Here is a 20800-nt window from a genome sequence, read left to right as displayed (position 1 = left end):
CGTACAGCAAGAGGATTGCCCGCTGGTCGCCGTCGGGCCCTGAGTCACCGGACCCGGCGTCGGCCCTGGCGGAGGCCGGCGGCGGATGAGCGCCCGGCCCGGCCGGTGGCGGCGCCGCCACCGGCCGGGGACCCGGGGTCACGCGCCGAGCTGCCGCTCCGCCGCGTCCACCGTCTGCGCGAGGAGCAGCGCGATGGTCATCGGCCCGACGCCGCCCGGCACCGGGGTGATCAGGCTCGCCCGGGCGGCCGCCGTCTCGAAGTCGACGTCGCCGACGTTGCCCTCGTTGTAGCCGGCGTCGATCACGACGGCGCCGGGCTTGATGTCCTCGCCCTTGATGAAGCGGGGCCGCCCGACGGCGGCGACCACGATGTCGGCCTCCCGTACCGCCGCCGACAGGTCGGCGGCGGGCGTGTACGAGTGGCAGTACGTCACGGTGGCGTTGCGCGCGAGCAGCAGCATGCCGGCGGGCTTGCCGAGGATGGCGCTGCGGCCCACGACGACGGCCCGCTTGCCGGCCGGGTCGACGTCGTACGCGTCGAGCAGGCGCATGATGCCGCCCGGGGTGCAGGAGACGAATCCGGGCAGGCCGAAGCTCATCGTCGCGAAGGAGCTGATGGTCACGCCGTCGACGTCCTTGGCGGGGTCGATGGCCTCGAAGGCGGCCCGCTCGTCGATGTGCGGGCCGGCCGGGTGCTGGAGCAGGATGCCGTGCACCTCCGGGTCCGCCGACAGCGAGCGGAGGGTGGCGACGAGTTCGGCGGTGGTGGTCGCGGCGGGCAGTTCGACGTGCCGGGAGCGGATTCCGGCCTTCTCGCAGCGGGCGCGCTTCATCTTGACGTACGTCACCGAGGCCGGGTCCTCGCCGACCAGGACGGTGGCGAGGCAGGGCCGGGTGCCGGTGCGGCGGGTGAGCTCGGCCGCGCGGGCGGCGGTCTCCTCGACGAGCCGGCGGGCGAGGCCGCTGCCGTCCATGAGGCGGGCGGTGGACGAGGTCGTGGACATGGGGACTCCTGAGCGTCGCGGTGGCTCGCCCAGGCGCGCGGCATCGACGTCGGTCCGTCAGGCCGCTCCCCGGTGGTACTCCACCCCAGCGCCAGTCACGGCCCGCGCCCACTCTACGCCACGGAATCGAACGGTGTCCTGAACGGCTTCGCTCCCGCGGGGACGGGCGGGGTCCGCCTCCTACGATGACCGCGCACCAGCCCTTACGCACGCAGGAGGGGGACGAGAGACGACGTGGACGAGGCCGGAAGCGGACCGCACACCGAGGAACGGCTGCGCGCCCAGCTCGCCGCCCTGGGGGTGCGGCCGGGCGGGGTGGTGCTGGCGCACGCGTCGCTGCGGGCGGTGGGCCCGGTGGCGGGGGGCGGTCAGACCGTGCTCCGGGCGCTGTGCGGGGCGCTCGGCGCGGACGGCACCGTGGTGGTGCCCACCTTCACCGCCCGCAACTCGGACACGTCACCGGCGTACCGGGAACGGGTGCGGGGCCTCGGGGAGGCGGAGCGCGCGGCGGTGCGGGAGGCGATGCCGGCGTACGACGCTGCGGCCATGCCCTCGGACGCCGGCGTCGGGGTGCTGCCCGAGCTCGTGCGCACGACGGCCGGCGCGGTGCGCAGCGCCCATCCGCAGACGTCCTTCGCGGCGCTGGGCCCGCACGCCGAACGGGTGGTGTCCGGCCACCGTCCCGACTGCCATCTGGGGGAGGCTTCGCCGCTGGCCCGGCTGTACGACATGGGGGCGCGGATCCTGCTGCTGGGCACCGGGTTCGACCGGTGCACGGCGTTCCACCTCGGGGAGTACAGGGTCGCGCGGCCACCGCGCCGCACCTACCGGTGTGTCATCCGTGAGGGACGGGTGCGGCGTTGGTGGGCGTACGAGGACGTGGCTCTTGACGACGGCGATTTCGCCGCCCTCGGGGCGGACCTGGAGCGCGACCGTCCCGGTGCCGTACGGCGGGGCCCGGTCGGTTCGGCGCCGACGTGCCGGCTGGTGGAGCTGGCGCCCGCCGTGGACTACGCCCAGGGGTGGCTGGAGCGCAACCGCGCGTACGGGTGACCGGCGCGACACCCGTACGGCGGACGTTTTCTGATTCGTCGTCGGTCGGCCGGTTCGCGGGCGCCCGGGGTGGGGCAACTCTTTCGAGACCCGAGTGAGGTGCTCCGTTGCCCCGACCTACTTCCTTCCCTGGGGGGATTGTGACGCGCACGCGTACGGCTCTGCTGCTAGTGGCCGCCCTGCTGAGCGCGGGGCTGGTGGGCGCCCCGCCCGCGGCGCCCGCCGCGGCCTGGTCCCGGATCGCGACGGGCGTCGAGTACCGCACGCTCGACATCCCGTCAGCGCGCGGGACGGCGAGGGCGCATGTGCTGTCGGCGGACCTGGCGGACGCGCGCGTGTCGGCCGGGCTGCTGTATCCGGGGGTGGTCGCGGCACGGTCGGCACTGTCCGTGCTCGCCGACGGCGCGGGCGCGACGGCCGGGGTCAACGGCGACTTCTTCCACATCAGCGAGGCCCAGCACCCGGGCGTGGAGGCCACCGGCGCACCGGTCGGCCCCGCGGTCGCGGACGGCCGTCCGCTGAAGGCGGCGGTACCGAACGGGCAGCGGTTCGGGCCCGCCCTGCCGCCCGGGACGAGTACCCGTCAGGTGCTGGGGGTGGGCGAGGACGGCAAGGCCCGGGTCGGGGAACTGGCCCTGGACGGGGCCGTCACGACGCCGCACGGGGAGCTGGCGCTCGGCGGGCTGAACCAGTACGCGCTGCCGGTGGGGTCCGTCGGGGTGTTCACCAAGGACTGGGGCGGTGCCTCACGCGTGCGTGCCACCTGCGGCACGGACACTCAGCGGTCCGCGCCGTGCAGCAAGGAGACGTACGAGGTGACGGTACGCGGCGGCAAGGTCGAGGCGGTCGCCGAGACGCCCGGCAGGGGCGTGATCGAGTCCGGTACCGAGGTCCTGGTGGGACGGGAGGAGGGCGCGCGGGAGCTGCGCAAGCTGGCGGTCGGGGACCTGGTGAGCGTCCGGCACAAGCTGGTGGCGGCCGGTGACGCGTCGACGGCGTCGTACCGCTTCGCCGTGGGCGGGTTCCCGGTACTGCGCGGTGGGGAGCCGCTGGGGGGGCTGGACGGCGTGACGGCGGCGGTACGCACGGCGGCGGGCGTCGGCGGTGACGGCACCCGCCTGCTGCTGCTCGCCCTGGACGGCGGGCCGGGTTTCCGGTCGGGGCTGACCGTGTCCGAACTGGCCGCCACCATGAAGGGCTTGGGCGCCTCGGACGCCGTCAACCTGGACGGCGGAGGCTCGTCGACGTTGGTGGCGCGGCAGGAGGGGGCGACGAAGGTGAGCGTCCTCAACCATCCCAGCGGCGGGGTGCAGCGGGCCGTGCCGAACGGCATCGGGATCTTCGTCAAACCGGCGTCCTGAGGGCTGTCCCGTACGTGCGGTCCAGCGGCCCTCTCCACCCACCGAGAGGCCGGCACCACCCCTGGGCAGTGCCGGCCTCCTGTTGTTCAGAAGTCGTGGCAGGCCGGTCCTTTGGGAACCGGTGATGATCCAGTTGAAGACCGCCCGGGTGCTCGGCCCGTAGAGGCCGTCGGCGGAGATGCCGTGGTAGCGCTGCACCTTGGCTACGGCGGCCTTGGTCCCGGAACCGTAGACGCCGTCCACATCGATCTTGGCGAAGCTGTAGCACCGGTTGATGGAGTTCTGCAGTGCCTTGACGGCCGAGCTGCTGTTGCCGGGGCCCAGCTGGCAGTTCAGGGATCCGGTGGAAGAAGCCGCCACAGGACCGGAGAACCTGTTGCCGTATCCGTCCGTCCAGGTCTTGGTGACGGTCTTGCTGCAGATGGGGGTGGCGGCCTGGGCCTGGGTGGCCGTCACGGCGACCACTCCCGTCGCGAGCAGTACGGAGCCGAGTCCCGCAGCGGCGACGCGGCGGGCTCCGGTGAGTATGGACATGGGTGTACCTCCGTCGATGGGCGATGGCCCGGGCCGAGCCGCCGGAAACCCGTGCCTCGGCCCGCTCGCAAGGAAGGCTAGGGTTCCCGGTGTCGGTGCACATCAGGGCGCCCCCTGAAGACGATTCAGCCACGCGCTTTGCGCCAGTCGCGGCTTTCCGGCCGTCTGACGTGAGACGCGGCTACGGCTTGAGGCTGCTGACCACGTCGGCCGTGGCGGAGACGCCGTTGTAGATGGTCGGGGCCAGGCTGGTGCTCGCCATGAAGAAGCCGAGCAGAGCGCAGACCAGCGCGTGGGAGAGCTTCAGGCCTCCGTTGCGCAGGAAGATCACCGCCAGGACCAGCAAAAGCAGCACCACGGAGACGGATACGGCCATGTGTCGCCCTCCTCGGCCAGTTGCCGCGTGGGGTGTGCGGCATTCGGCGGCCAGTCTGGCGGAGCGGGGGCGCCGTACGGCCGTACGGCACGTCGGCCGAACGGGTATTAACCGGCCGCGACCCGTTACGCGGCGCCCGTACCGGTCCCCTTGCCGTTCCCGCCGCCGTCCGTACGCCGCAGGAAGGCCGCGAGTCCGGCGAGGTCGTCGGTGTTGAGGTGGTCGACGCGGGCGGCGAGCAGCTCCGTCCAGAGGGCGTCGCGAGCCGCTCCCGGGTGGTCCGGTGTGGCCCAGAACCGTACGCGCTGTCCGGCCCGGTGCGCGGCGGTGACGAGGGCGTGGAGGCGGGCCCGCTCGGCTGCGGGGAAGGGGCCGGTGCCCTGCCAGGTGAAGCTTTGGTTCCAGTTGGCGCTGATCAGCGGGGCGAAGGAGGCCGGGGCCGCGGTGCCGACGTCGTCCAGGCGGCCGTCGTAGAAGGCGTACCGCACGGGCTGCGCCTCCATGGGGGCGCGGGCCGCGCGGTCGCCCGAGACGACGGCCGTGACGGCGCCGGGCCGTACGGTGCCGTGCACGAAGGTGCTGAGCATGCGCCGGTACGGGGCGAGTTGGCGGTGCAGTGCGCGGTAGGCGGCCGCGCCGTCCGCCTTGATGTCGACGAGCAGCTGTACGGGTTCGCGGTATCCGGCGTACACCGTCCCGTGGTGGGCCCTCACGCGCGCGAGCAGCGGCTCGAGGTACAGGGAGCGGAGCGTACGGGTGGGGTCGAGCTGCCAGGGCTCGTGGGCGACGAGCAGGTCGCCGCCGACCAGGAAGACATCCGCCTCGACGCTGGTGAACCCGTGTGCGAGGGCGTCGTGGAGCGGCCGCTGGTGAAGGTAGTCGTTGTGCGCGTGGGCGCGGCGCAGCGGCCTGACGGGCGCCGCCCGGTGCGCGGCGGCGGCCCGCTGTGCGGGCAGGACACCCCCTAAAGGGGCGGCTGCGGTGAGCGTGGCGAAGGCGGCGACGGCGGACCGGCGGGACAGTGGCGCCATGAGGACCTCCCGTGGGTGCTAGGGGGTGTCTTGCCGATCTTGCCGGGCTCGCGACGCCTGGTGCCGCTCACTGATCGGGCCTGATCGGGCCTGGTCGACAAGACACCCCTAGGGGGACGGTCCCGAGTATGCGGCTCCGTCCGGACAACCGGGTCACCCTCGCTCGCAGTTGGCCGACGGGGCACGCGTGCCGGGGCGTCCTCAGCGGCGCCGGGCGCGTGTCATACCGGGGTGACGTGCCACGGCGTGCAGGTACTCGAGCGCGTCGAGGACCACCGTGCGGTCGTACCAGTCCAGCCAGCGCCCCACCTGACGGCCGGTCCGGTCCAGGGCCTTGAGCTGGGCGGCGTGGAGCTCCTGGATGGGGCGTGCGAAGTGGGCGGAGACCATCCCGATGCAGCGGCCGTCGCTCACCAGGGGCACGCTGTGCACGGAGCGGCTGCCCGCGTCGAGGACCGCCTGACGGGCGTCCTCGGTGAACACCGGGGCGGTGGAGACGTCGCGGACGGTGACCTGGGCCATGTCCCGCGCCGCCTGCGCACAGGCGGTGCCGTCGTCCCCGACGTACTGGAAGAAGCTCACGAACTCCTCGCTCAGCCCCGCGTGTTTCTCCAGCCACAGCCCGCCCGTGGCGTGGTCCCCGATCTGGACGTTGCCCATGTCCGTGGCCGTGACCGCCAGCGTCTGCGAGAGCGTCGCCTGGAGCACGGCGCCGCGGTGCGCGTGTGCCGCGTCGTCGATGGCGAGGAGGTCCAGGCTCGGGGCGGGGCGCCGGGCCCGGCCCGGGAACCAGCGCTCCGCCCCGTGGTCCGGCCGGGCGAGCCGCACCACGGCCTCGGCGAGGGTGCGCAGCTTGACGTTGAAGCGCTGCGAGGCCTGCTGCATCAGCGCGAACGCGGCCTCCGCGTCCGCCAGCCGGTAGCGCTCGCGGAGGATGCCCTGCGCCTGGGCGATCAGGGGGCGGTTACGGGCCTGGACACGCAGGTGCCGCACTTCGTCGCGTAGCCGCGCCAGTTCGTCCAGGGCGCTCGTGCCGTCGGTGTCCCACGCACCGGGCCGGGGGGTGTCGGTCATGGAGGCGCGCCTGCCCCGGCCCGCGCGGATCACACTGTGTGGTCACTCACCCGGGTGGTCCAGCGCCACTCGAAGGGCACGGCGAGCCGGCCGCTGGTCATGCCCCGCGCACGCACTCCGCCCAGTCCACCGTACGGTCGCACCAGCGCTCCAGCAGGACCCGGTCGTGGCCGACGGCGAGGAGTCCGGCGCCGTGCTCACGGCGGTACGTCTCGACGGCGGCGACCAGCGCGGCGGTCGTGGAGGCGTCGAGCATCGCGGTCATCTCGTCGCAGACCAGCCAGCGCGGGCGCAGCACCAGGGCGCGGGCGAGGCAGGCGCGCTGGAGCTGGCCGTCGCTGACCTCGTGCGGGCGGCGGGCGAGCAGGTCGTCGGTGAGCCCCACCGTGCGGGCCAGCTCGGCCGTGCGGTCCTCGGCCTCGGCGCGGTGGCCGGTGGCGCGCAGCGGCTCGGCGATCAGGTCGCGCAGCCGCAGCCGGGGGTCCGCGGAGAGGCGGGGCTGCTGGAAGACGACACCGATGGCGGTGCGCAGCTCGCGCGGCGCGCGGTGGCGCCAGCCGCGTACGGGCTCGCCGTCGACGGTGACGCGGCCCGCGTCCGGACGGTGCAGCAGTGCGGCCACCCGCGCGAGGGTCGACTTGCCGCAGCCACTGGGACCGAGGAGGCCGACGGACTCGCCGGGCGCGAGGGTCAGCGAGGCGCCGCGGAAGACGGGCGCGCGCGGGTCGTATCCGGCGGTGACGGCGTCGAGTTCAAGCACGGGTCGGCTCCTCGGCGGCGGTGTGGGCGTGGTGGCAGGCGACGCCGTCCCGGAGGCGCGGCACCGTCCCGCAGGCGTCCGTCGCGCGGTCGCAGCGGGCGGCGAAGGCGCAGCCGTCGGGCAGGGCGCCCAACTCCGGGGGCAGGCCCGGGATGGGGGTGAAGTCCCGCTCGGGGAGGGCGGCGAGCAGGCCGCGCGCGTACGGGTGACGGGGGCCGGGGGCGCCGAAGAAGCGGTCGGCGGCGGTGAGTTCCACGATCCGGCCGGCGTACATCACGGCGACCCGGTCGGCGATCCGCTCGGCGGCGGCCAGGTCGTGGGTGATCATCAGCAGCGCACGGCCCTCGTCGGCGTGGCGGCGCAGTTCGTCCACGGTGCGGTCGACCAGGTCGCGGTCGAGGCCGGTGGTCGGCTCGTCGGCGAGCAGCAGCGGCGCGTCGCCGACGAGCGCGAGGGCGGTGGCGGCGCGCTGCGCCTGGCCGCCGGAGAGTTCGTGCGGATGGTGGTCCAGGAGGCCGGGCGGGAAGGAGGCCCGCTCCGCGGCCGCGACGGCCGCCGCGCGGAGGTCCGCCCGCGGTGTGCCGGTCAGCTCGCGCAGGGTCTCCTCCAGCTGCGCCCGTACGGTGCGTACGGGGGTGAGGTGCGCGGCCGGGGACTGCGGTACGAGACCGATGCGCCGGCCCCGTACGGTACGGGCGAGGACGCGCTCGTCGGCGGAGAGCACGTCGATGCCGTCGATCACCGCAGTGCCGGCGGTCTGCGCGTTGCCGGGCAGCAGACCGAGCAGGGCGGAGGCGAGGACGGACTTGCCGCAGCCGCTCTCGCCGACGAGGGCGAGGCACTCCCCCGCCGCCAGGTCGAAGCTCGCGCCGCTGACGGCGGCGATGTGGCGGCCGCCGCGCATCCGGAAGCGCACGGACAGCTCCCGTACGGAGAGGACGGGAGTCACGGGGTTCACGGGGCTCACAGCATCAGCTCCGATCGGCGGCGCGGGTTGAGCCGTTCCCGCCAGGCACCGGCCAGGCCGGCGATGGCGAGCGTCGGGATGATCAGGAACAGGCCGGGGAAGAGTGTCGGCCACCAGTCGCCGGCGAGCAGCGAACCGCGCGCCGTCTGCACCAGGTTGCCGAGGCTCGCCTGGTGGGGCGGCAGGCCCAGCCCCAGGAAGGACAGCGCCGACTCGTGCCACATGGCGTGCGGCACCATCAGCACGGCCGCGAGCCCCGCCTGCGGCAACACCGCCGGCAGCAGATGCCGGACGGTCACGCGCCACCGCGAGGCGCCGCCCGAGATCGCCGCGTCGATGTAGGGGCGCGCGCGCAGCGACAGCACCTCGGAGCGGACGATCCGGGCGGTGGACAGCCAGTGCGTGAGCGCGACGGAGACGATGACGGGCCACACGCCGGGGCGGAACATCGCCACGATGAAGATGCCGAGCAGCAGGTGCGGTACCGAGGCGAAGGTGTCGACGAGCCGCATGAGGAGGCGGTCGGTCCAGCCGCCGAAGGCGGCGGCGGCCGCGCCCACGGCCGTGCCGATGACGGTGGCGACGAGCGCCGCGACGAGCCCGACGAGGAGCGAGACGCGCAGCCCGTACACGCAGCGCAGGAGCAGGTCGCGGCCGACGTCGTCGGTGCCGAAGGGATGGGCCCAGGACGGCGGCTGGAGCTTCAGCGACAGGTCGACGGCCTGCTGGTCGAGCCGCACCAGCGGCGGTACGACGAGCACGGCGAGGACGACCGCCGCGACGATCACGGCGGAGACCGCGACCCGTGCGGTGCGGGTGGAGCGGCGGGTGCGCCCGTGGGAGCGCCAGAGGACGTCAGCCATCGAAGCCCACCCTCGGGTCGGCGAGTCCGTACAGCAGGTCGGAGAGGAGGTTGCCCAGCAGCACCGCGGCCGTGGCGAGCACGGTGAGTGCGGCGAGGAGCGGGAAGTCGACGGAGGTGGCGGCCTGCACGGTCGCGGCCGCGATGCCCGGCCAGCTGAAAACCGACTCAACAAGCAAGGCGCCCGTGATCAGTTCCGGCACGCGTGAACCGATGAGCGTGAGCATCGGCAGCATCCCGGACCGCAGCGCGTGCCCGAGCAGCACGGTCCGCTCCCCGAGGCCGCGTGCGCGTGCGCCGCGCACCGGGTCCTCGTCGAGCGCGTCGGCGACGCCCTGCCGTACGTACAGGAAGAACCACGGCAGTTGCGAGACGCCCAGCACGAGCGCGGGGAGGACCAGGTGGGAGGCGACCTGCTGGAAGGTGACGGTGTCGCTGGCGGTGTCGGTGAGACCGCCGGCCGGCAGGACGCCCAGTTCGAGCGCGAAGAACCAGATGGCGAGCAGCCCGAGCCAGAAGGCGGGGGCGGCTTCCAGGGTGTACGCGGCGGAGGTGGCGCACCGGTCGAGCCAGCCGCCCTGCCGCCGTGCCGCCAGCACGCCCAGGCCGGTGCCGAGGAGGATGGCGACGGCGAAGGCGGTGGCGGCCAGCAGCACGGACCAGCCGATGCGTTCGCCGATGACGTCGGCGACGGGCTGGCGCATGACGCTGGAGTCGCCGAGGTCGCCGGTGACGGCGGACGTCAGCCAGTGCCACCAGCGCGGGACGAGCGGCTGGTCGACGCCGAGGTTGGCGCGCAGCTGGTCGAGGTTCTCCTGGGAGGCGGTGAGTCCGGCGGTGCCGGCGTACGCCTTGACGGGGTCGAAGGGGGAGGCCGCGGCGACGGCGAAGACCCCGAACGTCACGACGAGGAGGACGGGGACGGCGAACAGCGCCCGCCGCCCCGCCATCCGGGCCATCGCCCCCCAGGGGAGGCGGCGGCCGGCCTGCTTGAGGGTCACTTCTTCGGGGTCCAGTCCTCGACGTTCCACCAGGGGCCGGAGGCGAGGCCGTGGTCGTGCGGCTCGACCTGCGTGGACAGTCCGTCCCAGAAGGTGGTGAGGACGTACACGTGGTCGATGTGGGTGAGGAAGGTGTAGCCGGGGTTCTTCACCAGCTCGCGCTGGACGGTGTCGTAGGCGGCCTTCCGGGCGGCCTTGTCGTTGGTCTTGCGGCCGTCGTCCAGGGCCTTGTCGACGGCCGGGTTGTCGTACCAGGCCATGTTGTTGAAGCCGTCGCCGCCGAGGGAGGACTTCAGCAGCAGGTACTGGTCGAAGTCGGGGTCGCCGGGTGAGCCGCCGCCCGCGAGGACGGCGTCCTGCTTCATGCGCGGCTGGATGACCTCCCACGTGCCGGCCTGGGTGGTGATGTCGATGCCGGCCTTCTTGGCGTCGGAGGCGTAGGCGAGGGCGTGCTCCTGGCGGAGCTTGTCGCCGGAGAGGTACCAGAGCGGGAAGGCGGCGCGGACGCCGTCCTTGACGCGGATGCCGTCGGGGCCGGGCTTCCAGCCCGCCTCGTCGAGGATCTTCTTCGCCCGTCCCAGGTCGTGGGGGCGCTCGGTGCCCTTGGTGAACCACTCGCTGTCGGTGGGGACCGGGCCGTAGGCGGGCTTGCCGGCGCCTTCGAGGATCTTGTCGACCATGGCCTGGCGGTCGACGGCGACGTCGAGGGCGCGGCGGATGGCGGTGTCGCCGGTGACCTTGTTGTGGGTGGGCAGGGTCACGGTCCGGTAGTCGTACGTCGTGGCCTCGTAGGTCTTCTTGCCGCCGTCGTTCTTGAAGCCCTTGGCGAGGTTGGGCGGCAGGATGGCGCCGTCGAGGTCGCCGGAGCGCAGGCGGGTGGCGCGGACGTCGTCGTCCTTGATGATCGCCATGGTGAACTTCTCCACCTTCGGCGCGCCGCCCCAGTAGTGGGGGTTGGCCTTGAAGCTGAGCTTCTCGCCCTTGGACCAGCCGGTGAGGACGTACGGGCCGGTGCCGATGGGCTTGGTGGTGAAGGGGCCGGAGTTGACGTCCTGCTTGGCCGCGATGTGCTCGGGGGCGATGGCGAGGACCGTGCGCTCGGCGAAGGGCGCGTACGGGTACTTGAGCGTGAAGACGACGGTGTCGTCGCCGACCGCCTTGACGTCCTTGAGGGCGTCGAGCTCGGTCTTCGAGGGGTTGTTCGTCTTCGCGTCGAGGATGGTCCGGTAGGTGAAGACGACGTCCTTGGCGCTGAACGGCTTGCCGTCGCTGAAGGTGACGCCCTTGCGGAGCTTGTACGTGTACGTCAGGCCGTCCGCGCTCACCTCGGGCAGCTCGGCGGCGAGGGCGGGCTGGAGCTTCATGTCGCCGTCGAAGGCGAGCAGCCCGTCGAAGATCTTGGAGTTGCCGTCCTTGCCGTAGCCGAGGAGGGGGCTGAGCGTCTCGGGTTCGTACGCGATGCCGACGATCGCGCTCTCCCCGGCGCCGTGGTTCTTCTCCCCGGGGGTGGGGTTGGAGCAGGCCGCCGCAGTGAGGGCCAGGGCCCCGGCCAGCGTCGCGGCGGCCGTGCCGCGTATGGCGCGTATGGATCGGGCGGTCATGGTCCGCACCCCTCTTGAAGATCGGATGTTGTTGCGAGCGATTCGCAATTAAACATCATGTAGAGGGGTGGGCACGTACCGCGGTCCTTACCCGGCCATCTCGGGGGCGGGAAGGTCCACCAGCTCGGCGATCGTGCGCTTGTGGTGCCCCGCCGAGCCGAGCGCGATCTGGTCCGCCTTGGCCCGCTTGAGGTAGAGGTGCGCGGGGTGTTCCCAGGTCATGCCGATGCCGCCGTGCAGTTGGACGCACTCCTCGGCGGCGCGTACCGCGACGCGCGAGCAGTACACCTGGGCGACGGCCACGGCGAGCGGCGCGTCGGGGGCGGCGGTGGCGAGCGCGTCGGCGGCGCTCCGGGCGGCGGCCCGGGCGCTCGCGACGTCCAGCCAGAGCTGCGCCATGCGGTGCTTGAGCGCCTGGAAGGAGCCGACGGGGCGGTTGAACTGGTGGCGCTCGCGGGTGTGCCGGACCGTCTCCTCCAGGCACCACTCCGCCACGCCGAGCTGCTCGGAGGCGAGCAGGCCGGCCCCGGCGAGCAGGCCGCGGCGGACGGCCGCGCGGGCGGCGCCGGCGTCCGCGAGGCGGGTGCCGCCGGCGTCGGCGGTCACGGTGGCGAGGGGCCGGGTCAGGTCCAGCGGGGTCTGCGGCACGACCTCGGCGTCGGCGGCGTCGACCGCGTACAGCCCGTCGGAGCGCACCACGAGCAGGACGTCGGCGCGGACGGCGTCGGCGACCCCGGAGACCGGCCCCGGGACGGCCCCGGACACGGCCCCGGAGGCGCCGGTCGCCGTGGTGACCGGGTCGTCGCCGGGTCCGGCGGCGAGCGGGACGGCGAGGACCGCGACCTTGCGGCCGGCGGCCAGCTCCGTCAGGAGGTCCCGGGCGTCGACGGCCAGCAGCGTCTCGGTCGCGACGACCGCGCTGGTGAGGTACGGCGCGGGCGTGACCGCGCGGCCCAGCTCCTCCAGGACGACGGCGGCCTCGCGGTGCGTGGCGCCCTGTCCGCCGGACTTCTCGGGGACGAGGAGCCCGGCCGCGCCCATGTCGGCGGCGAGTCCCCGCCAGACGGCGGGGTCGTACGGCGTGCCCGCCTCGACGCGCGCGGGCAGCGCGGCGGGGTCGGCGCGGTCGGTGAGAAGCGAGCGCACGGCGGCCCGGAGGTCGTTCTCCTCCTCGGTGTACAGCAGGTCCGTCATCGCGCCAGGTCCTTCCATGCGACGTCCTTGTCGTTGCGCGGCTCGGCGGGGAGGCCGAGGACGCGTTCCGCGACGATGTTGAGGAGCACCTCGCTCGTGCCGCCCTCGATGGAGTTGCCCTTGGAGCGGAGGTAGCGGTAGCCGGCGTCGCGGCCGGTGAAGTCGACGAGTTCGGGGCGGCGCATGGTCCAGTCCCCGTACAACAGGCCCTCCTCGGCGAGGAGTTCCACCTCCAGGCCGCTGATCTGCTGGTTGAGGCGGGCGAAGGCGAGCTTCATGCCGCTGCCCTCGGGGCCGGGCTGGCCGACGGCGAGCTGCTGGCGCAGCCGCTCGCCGGTCAGCCGGGCGACCTCGGCGTCCACCCACAGGTCGAGCAGGCGCTGGTGGAGGTCGTGGGTGCGCAGCTCGGGGCGGTCGCGCCAGGTGCGCGCGACGGTGGCGATCATGCCGCCCTCGCGCGGGATGCGGGCGCCGCCGATGGCGACCCGCTCGTTGTTCAGCGTGGTCTGGGCGACCTTCCATCCCTCGCCGACCTCGCCGAGGCGGTGGGCGTCGGGGATGCGGACGTCGGTGAGGAAGACCTCGTTGAACTCGGCCTCGCCGGTGATCTGGCGCAGCGGCCGGACCTCGACGCCCGGGTCGGTCATGTCGCACAGGAAGTACGTGATGCCCCGGTGCTTGGGCACGTCGGGGTCGGTGCGGGCGATGAGGATCGCCCAGCGGGCGACGTGGGCGCTGGAGGTCCACACCTTCTGCCCGTTGACCACCCAGTCCCCGCCGTCCCCGTCCCGGACCGCCCGGGTGGCGAGCGCGGCGAGGTCGGAGCCGGCGCCGGGCTCGCTGAACAGCTGGCACCAGACCTCCTCCCCCAGCCACAGGGGGCGCAGGAAGCGGCGCTTCTGCTCCTCGGTGCCGTACGCGAGGATCGTCGGGGCCGCCATGCCGAGCCCGATGCCGATGCGGCGCGGGTCGTTGTCGGGCGCTCCGGCGGCCGCCAGCTCGGCGTCGACGACGGCCTGGAGGGAGCGCGGCGCGTCGAGGCCGCCGAGGCCGACGGGGTAGTGGACCCAGGCGAGCCCGGCGTCGAAGCGGGCCGCGAGGAAGTCGGCGCGGTCGGTGGTGGCCGGAGGGTGGGCCTCCAGCAACGCGCGCGTGCGTGCGCGCAGTTCGGCGGCGTCGGTCACTTGGCGGCTCCTTCCGTGAGGGCTTCCCCCGCGGCCGGGAGGACGACGAGGCGACCCGTCGTGGTGCCGTCGGCGACGCGCTGCACGGCGGCCGCCGCGTCCGCGAAGCCGACCCGGTCGCTGATCAGCGGCTTGATCAGGCCCTTGGCGGCGTACTCGGTGAGCGTGTCGTGGCAGCGGCGGACGGCCTCGGGGTCCCGCTGGTTGTACAGGCCCCAGTGCAGGCCCAGGATCGAGTAGTTCTTGACGAGGGCGTGGTTGAGGGCGGGCGCCGGGATGTCGCCGCTCGCGAAGCCGACGACGACGATCCGGCCCTCGAACGCCACGCACTTGGCGGACTTGGCGTACGCGTCGCCGCCGACCGGGTCGTAGACGACGTCGGCGCCCCGGCCGCCGGTGGCGTCCTTCACGGCGGCGACGATGTCGTCGCTGCGGCGGTCGATGACCAGGTCACAGCCGAGTTCGCGGGCGACGGCGGCCTTGTCGGCGCCGCCGACGACGCCGATGACGGTGGCGCCGGTCGCCTTTCCCAGCTGTACGGCGGCGCTGCCGACCCCGCCGGCGGCGGCGTGGACGAGGAGCGTCTCGCCCTCGCGGAGCCCGGCCCTGCGGTGCAGTCCGAAGAAGCCGGTCTGGTAGCCGATGTGGAGGGCGGCGGCCTCGGCGTCGTCGAGGGCGTCGGGCGCGGGCAGCACGGCGGCCGCGTCGGCGACGGCGTACTCGGCGAGGCCGCCGTACGGCAGCGCGGGCGTGGCGATCACGCGGCGGCCGTCCTCGGTCTCGCCGCAGACCTCCACGCCGGGCGTGAACGGCAGGGGCGGGCGCACCTGGTAGTGGCCCCGGCACAGCAGGGCGTCCGGGAAGTTGATGTTCGCGGCCCGGACCTTCAGCAGCAGCTGCCCCTCGCCGGGCGTGGGCCGGTCCACCTCGTCGAGCCGCATCACCTCGCTCGGCTCACCGTTCCGGTGTACGCGCCATGCCTGCATGCGGGCCTCCACTAGGGGTCGGACGGAACCACGATGGGGCGCATACTAAGCGGTCGCTTGCCCCTCGGGGAAGAGGCGGTCCCCGGTGGCGCACCCGCCCACCGGGGCCTCGGGATGTGCCGCTATGGCGGTACGTCAGCGGCTGAAGACCTCGAAGGTCACGGCCGGGCGCCCGCCGAAGCGCGCCGCGGCGGCCTGCGCGTTGCCGGTGAGGAAGGCACGGGCGTACTCCTCCGGGTCCTGGTCCGTCAGCGCCTCGATGTACGCGCGGTGTTCCAGCAGCGAGCGCACGGCACGCTCCAGGCCGGGCGTCGCGTCCACGGCGTGGGTGGGGCTGACGGAGCCGGCGACCGCCACCCAGCGCACCCCGTCCCACGGCTGGAGGCCCTGCTCGACGAGCTCGGGGAAGATCCAGCGGTTGCCCGCGTCGGCCGCCGCGTCGAGCGTGGCACGGCCGACGGCGACGTGGTCCGGGGTGTTCCAGGCGACGCCGCCCCAGGTGTCGCGGTGGTTGAGGGTGATGACGAGCTCGGGGCGGTGGCGGCGGATCGCGGCGGCGATGTCCCGGCGCAGGCCGAGGCCGTACTCCACGACGCCGTCCCTGTGGTCGAGGAACTCCACCTCCGAGACACCGACGACCGCCGCGCTGGCCCGCTGCTCCCGCTCCCGCAGCGGCCCGCAGGTCGCGGGGTCGATGGTGTCGATGCCCGCCTCGCCGCGGGTCGCGAGGACGTACGTCACCTCGCGCCCGGCGTCGGTCCAGGCGGCGACGGCGGCGGCGCACCCGTATTCGAGGTCGTCGGGGTGGGCGACGACGGCGAGGGCGCGCTGCCAGTCCTCGGGCATGGGCTGGAGCTGGGCGGCCGGTTCACCGGTTGCTTGATCAGTCATGGGCGCAGGATACGGGCGGGGCCGATCGGCGCCGACGCCCCGTCAGGTCGCGGTCACGTCGCCGTCACGTCGCCGTCAGGTCGCTGTCGGGCGCCGTCAGGTCTCGCCGTCAGATCTCGTTTCGCGCCAGGGCGAGCAGCCGGTCCAGGACGCGGTGGCCGCCCGTGCGGAGCCCGTCGTGTTCGAACTCGTCGGTCACCCACGTCCGCAGGCCCCGGATCGTCCGCGCGGTGGCGAGCGAGTGCGCCGTGTCGACGTACAGGTCGTCGTGGTACACGGCGGCGGCGACCGGTACGGCGGTGGCGGCGAGGCGCTCGGCGTCGTACAGCGGCGTCCAGTCCTCGCGGGCGGCGAGCAGTTCGGCGGTCTCGCGCAGGGGCCGCAGGGCCGGGTCGGTGTCGAAGTGCCAGGGGTGGATGGTCTCGCCGGTGAAGAGCAGCGGCCCGTCGCCCTCCAGGGCCTTGGCGGCGTCGAACTCCGGGAACTCCCCGCGCACCCGCTCGGCCGCCCACGCCGTGGGGCCCTGGCCGCGAGCGGCGCCCTGGGCGTAGATGGCCTCGTGCAGCAGGGCGTACAGCGGGTGCGCCGCGAACGACAGCGCCGCCCGCACGTCCTCCTGGAAGGCGTCGGAGAGGACCGGGCCGCCGGCGCCGCGGACGAAGGCGTTCTCCAACAGGTAGTGGAGGCGGTGGCTGCCGTCCCCGCCGCCGAGCAGGATGCCCAGCGACTGGAAGGCCTCCGGGGTCAGCAGGTGGCCGCCCGGCAGGACCGTGCGGTGCTCGGCGAGGTGGGCGGCGATACGGCGGGCGCGTCCGACGTCCTGCGGGTAGCGGGCGTAGTGGTCCTCGGCCTTGCGCCGCATGCGGGGGTAGGCGGCGCGGTAGACGTCGTCGGCGCGGGCGTCCAGCGAGGGCAGGCCGCCGGTGATGAGGACGGTCCGCAGGCCCTCCGGGGCGGCGGACAGGTAGTGGGTGGCGCAGAAGCCGCCGAAGCTCTGGCCGAGCACGGTCCAGGGGGCGCCGCCCGTCAGCCGCTGCCGGATCAGCTCGCAGTCCCGCACGATGGAGTCGGCGCGGAAGTGCGCGAGGTACGCGGCCTGGGCGGCGGGGCCACCGCGCAGGGGCAGGGTCTGCCGGTTGGCGGGGGCGGAGCGGCCGGTGCCGCGCTGGTCGAGGAGCAGCACCCGGAACTCCTGGACGGCGCGGCCCAGCCACGCCTGGGCGCCGACGAAACGGCGGGCGCCGAAGCCGGGGCCGCCCTCCAGGTAGACCAGCCACGGCAGGTCGGCGCCCACCCTCCCGGAGGCCACGACCTCGCGGGCGTACAGCTCGATGTGCGCGCCGGAGGGGTCGCCGTGGTCGAGCGGGACGGTGAAGCGGTGGTCGGTGAGGACGACCCCGGGCTGGCGGTAGCTGGTCAACGCGGCTCCTGTCGCCTTGTGGCTGTGCGGTGGTGCGCCGCCCAGTCCACCACAGGCCGGGACCCGCCCTGACGAGGGGCCTTGTGACCGGGGCTTCCGCTCGCGAGCGCGCGCGGCCCGTACGGTGATCATGACCGTGTCCCGCACCAGGGTGCAGCCCCCGCCGGCCCTTCCAGCGGTCCGGCTGCGCCGGCTCCCGGGGAGGCCGGCGGTCCGATCCGACGGTCTCCGGACGGGCCCGGGCGGGCCCGCACGCGGTCGCTGCCCCCAGGGGTCCGATGCTAGAAATGGGACATGAACGGACGTCTCGGACGACCCAGGCGCATGTCGGGCGCCCGGCTCCGTTCCCTGCTGCGGGCCCGCAGCGTGGCCGGGCAGGTGCTGCTGCTCCAGGTCGTCGTCGCGGTGCTGCTGATCGTCGCCGCGGTGGTCGCGCTCGCGTACCAGGAGCGGCACGACGGCGAGCAGGAGGCGAAGAGCCGGTCGCTCGCCGCCGCCGAGTCCTTCGCGGACGCCCCGGGCACCGCGCGGGCGCTGACGTCGCCGGATCCGGGTGCCGCCCTGCGGGCCCACGCCGAGGAGGCGCGGCGCGGCGCGGGCGTGGACTTCTTCGTGGTGATGACACCGGACGGCACGCGCCTCGTCGACACCGACCCGTCGTTGGTCGGCACGCGCGCCGAGGGCGTCGAGCGGGCCACCGGGGGCACGCCCTTCGCGGAGATCTTCGAGGGTGCCCCGAACGACGCGGCGCGGGCCGTCGTCCCCGTCGAGGACGCGGACGGCACCATCGTGGGCCTGGTGAGCGCCGGGGTGGAGATCGAGAACGTCGGGGCGGCCGTCAACCGCCACCTGCCGGTGCTGCTCGTCTCCGCGGCCGGCGCGCTGGCCCTGGCCGTCGGCAGCTCCGCGCTGGTGAGCCGCCGGCTGAGCCGCCAGACGCACGGCCTCGGCCCCACCGAGATGACCCGGATGTACGAGCACCACAACGCCGTCCTGCACGCCGTGCGCGAGGGCGTGATCCTGATCGGCGGCGACGGCCGCCTGACGCTCGCCAACGACGAGGCGCGCAGGCTGCTGGAGCTGCCCGCGGCGGCCGAGGGGCGCCACGTCACCGAGCTGGGTCTGGACGAGGACATCGCGGAACTGCTGGCCTCGGGCCGTACCATCACCGACGAGGTGCACCTGGCCGCCGACCGGCTGCTGGCCGTGAACACCCGCCCCACGGCCCCGTACGGCGGCGCCTCCGGCACGGTCGCCACGCTCCGCGACACCACCGAGCTGCGCGCCCTGTCGGGTACGGCGGAGGTGGCCCGGGAGCGGCTGAAGCTGCTGTACGAGGCGGGGGTGCGGATCGGCACCACGCTGGACGTGCGGCGGACCGCGGAGGAGCTGTCGGAGGTGGCGGTCCCCCGGTTCGCGGACTTCGTCACGGTGGAGCTGCTGGACCCGGTGCTGCGCGGCGAGGAGCCGACCGACGAGCACACCGAGATGCGGCGGGCGGCGGTGAGCGGCATCCGCGAGGACCCGCCGCTGCAGCCGGTGGGCGACCTGATCAGGTTCGACGATCCGACGACGCCGATGGCGGCGGCGCTGGCGACCGGGCACGCGGCGCTGGAGGCGGACCTGAGGGTGGCGCACGGCTGGCGGGCCCAGGACCCCGACGGAGCCGACACGGCGCTGGCGTACGGCATCCACTCGCTGATCGCGGTGCCCCTGCAGGCGCGGGGCGTGGTGATGGGCATGGCCAACTTCTGGCGCTCGGAGCGGCCCGAACGGTTCGAGGAGGAGGACCTGGCCTTCGCGGAGGAGCTGGCCGCCCGCGCCGCCGTCGCGATCGACAACGCCCGCCGGTTCACCCGCGAGCACACCATGGCCGTCACGCTGCAGCGGAGCCTGCTCCCCCGGGTCCTGCCCGAACAGGAGGCGCTGGAGGTCGCGTACCGCTATCTGCCGGCGCAGGCCGGGGTGGGCGGCGACTGGTTCGACGTGATCCCCCTGCCGGGCGCGCGGGTCGCGCTGGTGGTCGGCGACGTGGTGGGGCACGGCCTGCACGCCGCCGCCACGATGGGCCGGCTGCGTACGGCGGTGCACAACTTCTCGGCCCTGGACCTGCCGCCGGACGAGCTGCTGGGCCATCTGGACGAGCTGGTCTCCCGCATCGACGAGGAGGAGGCGGGCGACGGCAGCGGCGACGGCATCACGGGCGCCACCTGTCTGTACGCCATTTACGACCCGGTGTCCGGGAGCTGCAGCATGGCGACGGCCGGGCACTTCGCCCCGGCGCTGGTCATGCCGGACGGGACGGTGGATTTCCCCCCGGTGCCCGTCTTCCCGCCGCTGGGCCTCGGCGGCGGACCGTTCGAGACGGCGGAGATGCGGCTGCCGGAGGGCAGCCGGCTGGTGCTGTACACCGACGGCCTCATCGAGCACCGCGACCGCGACGTCGACACCGGTCTGCGGCTGCTGTGCGACACGCTGGCCGGGCACCGGGCGGACCGGACGGCGGAGGAGACCTGCCAGGCCGTCTTCAGCGCGATGCTGCCCCCGCACCGCAGGGACGACATCGCGCTGCTGGTGGCGCGCACCCGGCTGCTGGAACGGGACCGGGTGGCGGACTGGGACGTGCCCGCCGACCCGGCGGCCGTCGCGCCGGTGCGCGCCGCGTGCGGCCGCCAGCTGGAGGCGTGGGGCCTGGGCGACATCGGGTTCACCACGGAGCTGATGCTCAGCGAACTGATCACCAACGCGATCCGGTACGGCTCCGAGCCCATCCACGTACGGCTGCTGCGCGAACGCAGCCTGATCTGCGAGGTGTCCGACGGCAGCAGCACCTCGCCGCACCTGCGGCGCGCGGCGACGACGGACGAGGGCGGGCGCGGACTGTACCTGGTGTCGCAGTTCGCGGGGCGGTGGGGGACGCGGTACACGCCCACGGGGAAGGTGATGTGGACGGAGCAGCCGCTGGCCGGCGGACCGCAACCGGTGGCGGAGCTGCTGCTCGACGACCTGTCGTGGTGACCGGGGGGCCGGTCCGACGGGGCGGGCGCTACCCGCGGTGGGCGCAGCTCCAGGCGCCCATGCCCTGCTGGGCGGCGAGCCGCTTGGCGGTCGCGATCTGCTCGCTCCTGGTGGCGAGGTCCGCGCGGGGCGCGTACTTGCGGCCTCCCGCCGCCTCCCAGCTGGACTGGGTGAACTGCAGCCCGCCGTAGTGGCCGTTGCCCGTGTTGGCCTTCCAGTTGCCGCTGGACTCGCACTGCGCGATGGCGTCCCAGTCGACGCGCGGCGCGGCGTGGGCGGCGGCCGGGGCGGCGGGCGCGGCGAGCAGGACCGCGGCGTGGGCGGCGAGCACGGTCAGGAGCAGCGAGTTCGTACGACGACGGGACATGGGCGTCCTTTCCCTCGGGGACCTGCCACGGACGGGCAGGGTGCTCCGACCGTAGAACCGGGTCCGGGAACCGGCACGCGCAGTTGCGCCCATCGGGCTGTTGTGGTCGACGTAT

Annotated in this window: 18 protein-coding genes, 1 pseudogene and 1 riboswitch; of the genes and pseudogenes, 3 read left to right on the top strand and 16 right to left on the bottom strand. The window is 74.2% G+C overall.

Annotation, left to right across the window (positions count from 1 at the left end; all coding sequences use genetic code 11):
- Window positions 1-138 precede the first annotated feature (138 nt).
- Window positions 139-1005 (bottom strand): bifunctional 5,10-methylenetetrahydrofolate dehydrogenase/5,10-methenyltetrahydrofolate cyclohydrolase, encoded by an 867-nt coding sequence (locus tag AC07FJ_RS08505; protein WP_479046697.1) that lies wholly within the window; start codon window positions 1003-1005, stop codon window positions 139-141.
- 20 nt (window positions 1006-1025) lie between these two features.
- A riboswitch (ZMP/ZTP riboswitch) is annotated at window positions 1026-1114 on the bottom strand.
- 125 nt (window positions 1115-1239) lie between these two features.
- Here AC07FJ_RS08505 and AC07FJ_RS08500 point away from each other — a divergent pair.
- Together AC07FJ_RS08500 and AC07FJ_RS08495 are read left to right on the top strand one after the other, a co-directional pair.
- Window positions 1240-2058 carry an AAC(3) family N-acetyltransferase gene (locus tag AC07FJ_RS08500; RefSeq protein WP_479046696.1) on the top strand — a complete coding sequence of 273 codons (819 nt, stop codon included), beginning with the start codon at window positions 1240-1242 and terminating at the stop codon, window positions 2056-2058.
- Between the two features lie 140 nt (window positions 2059-2198).
- Complete coding sequence (locus tag AC07FJ_RS08495) at window positions 2199-3419, top strand: phosphodiester glycosidase family protein (protein ID WP_479046694.1); 1221 nt, start codon at window positions 2199-2201, stop codon at window positions 3417-3419.
- 153 nt (window positions 3420-3572) lie between these two features.
- Here AC07FJ_RS08495 and AC07FJ_RS08490 read toward each other — a convergent pair.
- The 14 genes and pseudogenes from AC07FJ_RS08490 to AC07FJ_RS08425 all read right to left on the bottom strand — a co-directional run.
- A pseudogene (locus tag AC07FJ_RS08490) lies at window positions 3573-3953 on the bottom strand (peptidoglycan-binding domain-containing protein); the annotation flags it as partial.
- Window positions 3954-4134: 181 nt separating this feature from the next.
- The gene (locus AC07FJ_RS08485; protein ID WP_355361474.1) at window positions 4135-4329 is read right to left on the bottom strand and encodes a hypothetical protein; all 195 of its coding nucleotides are present in this window, start codon (window positions 4327-4329) and stop codon (window positions 4135-4137) included.
- A gap of 125 nt (window positions 4330-4454) precedes the next feature.
- Window positions 4455-5360: a phosphatidylinositol-specific phospholipase C/glycerophosphodiester phosphodiesterase family protein gene (locus tag AC07FJ_RS08480; RefSeq protein WP_479046692.1), complete on the bottom strand. Its 906-nt coding sequence runs from the start codon at window positions 5358-5360 to the stop codon at window positions 4455-4457.
- Window positions 5361-5561: 201 nt separating this feature from the next.
- Window positions 5562-6434: an ANTAR domain-containing protein gene (locus tag AC07FJ_RS08475; RefSeq protein WP_479046689.1), complete on the bottom strand. Its 873-nt coding sequence runs from the start codon at window positions 6432-6434 to the stop codon at window positions 5562-5564.
- A gap of 97 nt (window positions 6435-6531) precedes the next feature.
- A complete protein-coding gene (locus tag AC07FJ_RS08470) occupies window positions 6532-7194 on the bottom strand; it encodes an ABC transporter ATP-binding protein (RefSeq protein ID WP_479046687.1) in 663 nt (220 codons plus the stop codon).
- Window positions 7187-8098, bottom strand: coding sequence for an ABC transporter ATP-binding protein (locus AC07FJ_RS08465; protein ID WP_479046952.1), 912 nt, complete (start codon window positions 8096-8098; stop codon window positions 7187-7189). Before AC07FJ_RS08465 ends, AC07FJ_RS08470 begins: the two co-directional genes overlap by 8 nt.
- Before the next feature lie 59 nt (window positions 8099-8157).
- Window positions 8158-9024: an ABC transporter permease gene (locus tag AC07FJ_RS08460; RefSeq protein ID WP_479046685.1), complete on the bottom strand. Its 867-nt coding sequence runs from the start codon at window positions 9022-9024 to the stop codon at window positions 8158-8160.
- A complete protein-coding gene (locus AC07FJ_RS08455) occupies window positions 9017-9982 on the bottom strand; it encodes an ABC transporter permease (RefSeq protein ID WP_479046950.1) in 966 nt (321 codons plus the stop codon). Before AC07FJ_RS08455 ends, AC07FJ_RS08460 begins: the two co-directional genes overlap by 8 nt.
- Window positions 9983-10020: 38 nt before the next feature.
- Window positions 10021-11625 (bottom strand): ABC transporter substrate-binding protein, encoded by a 1605-nt coding sequence (locus AC07FJ_RS08450; protein ID WP_479046683.1) that lies wholly within the window; start codon window positions 11623-11625, stop codon window positions 10021-10023.
- 87 nt (window positions 11626-11712) lie between these two features.
- Complete coding sequence (locus AC07FJ_RS08445) at window positions 11713-12837, bottom strand: acyl-CoA dehydrogenase family protein (protein WP_479046681.1); 1125 nt, start codon at window positions 12835-12837, stop codon at window positions 11713-11715.
- A complete protein-coding gene (locus tag AC07FJ_RS08440) occupies window positions 12816-14003 on the bottom strand; it encodes an acyl-CoA dehydrogenase family protein (RefSeq protein WP_479046678.1) in 1188 nt (395 codons plus the stop codon). The genes AC07FJ_RS08445 and AC07FJ_RS08440 overlap by 22 nt, the downstream gene beginning before the upstream one ends.
- A complete protein-coding gene (locus AC07FJ_RS08435; protein WP_479046677.1) occupies window positions 14000-14989 on the bottom strand; it encodes an NADPH:quinone oxidoreductase family protein in 990 nt (329 codons plus the stop codon). Before AC07FJ_RS08435 ends, AC07FJ_RS08440 begins: the two co-directional genes overlap by 4 nt.
- A gap of 135 nt (window positions 14990-15124) precedes the next feature.
- Window positions 15125-15880 carry a PIG-L deacetylase family protein gene (locus AC07FJ_RS08430; protein WP_479046674.1) on the bottom strand — a complete coding sequence of 252 codons (756 nt, stop codon included), beginning with the start codon at window positions 15878-15880 and terminating at the stop codon, window positions 15125-15127.
- A gap of 109 nt (window positions 15881-15989) precedes the next feature.
- Window positions 15990-17300, bottom strand: a complete 1311-nt coding sequence (locus tag AC07FJ_RS08425; RefSeq protein ID WP_479046671.1) for an alpha/beta fold hydrolase — start codon at window positions 17298-17300, stop codon at window positions 15990-15992.
- 294 nt (window positions 17301-17594) lie between these two features.
- Between AC07FJ_RS08425 and AC07FJ_RS08420 the strand changes: the two genes are divergently transcribed.
- Complete coding sequence (locus AC07FJ_RS08420) at window positions 17595-20318, top strand: SpoIIE family protein phosphatase (RefSeq protein ID WP_479046670.1); 2724 nt, start codon at window positions 17595-17597, stop codon at window positions 20316-20318.
- Window positions 20319-20346: 28 nt separating this feature from the next.
- Here AC07FJ_RS08420 and AC07FJ_RS08415 read toward each other — a convergent pair whose 3' ends face one another.
- Complete coding sequence (locus AC07FJ_RS08415; protein WP_361429797.1) at window positions 20347-20685, bottom strand: transglycosylase family protein; 339 nt, start codon at window positions 20683-20685, stop codon at window positions 20347-20349.
- Window positions 20686-20800: the final 115 nt, after the last annotated feature.

This window comes from Streptomyces sp. NPDC045998, assembly GCF_056430285.1.
This window is presented reverse-complemented; position numbering and strand designations above follow the sequence as displayed.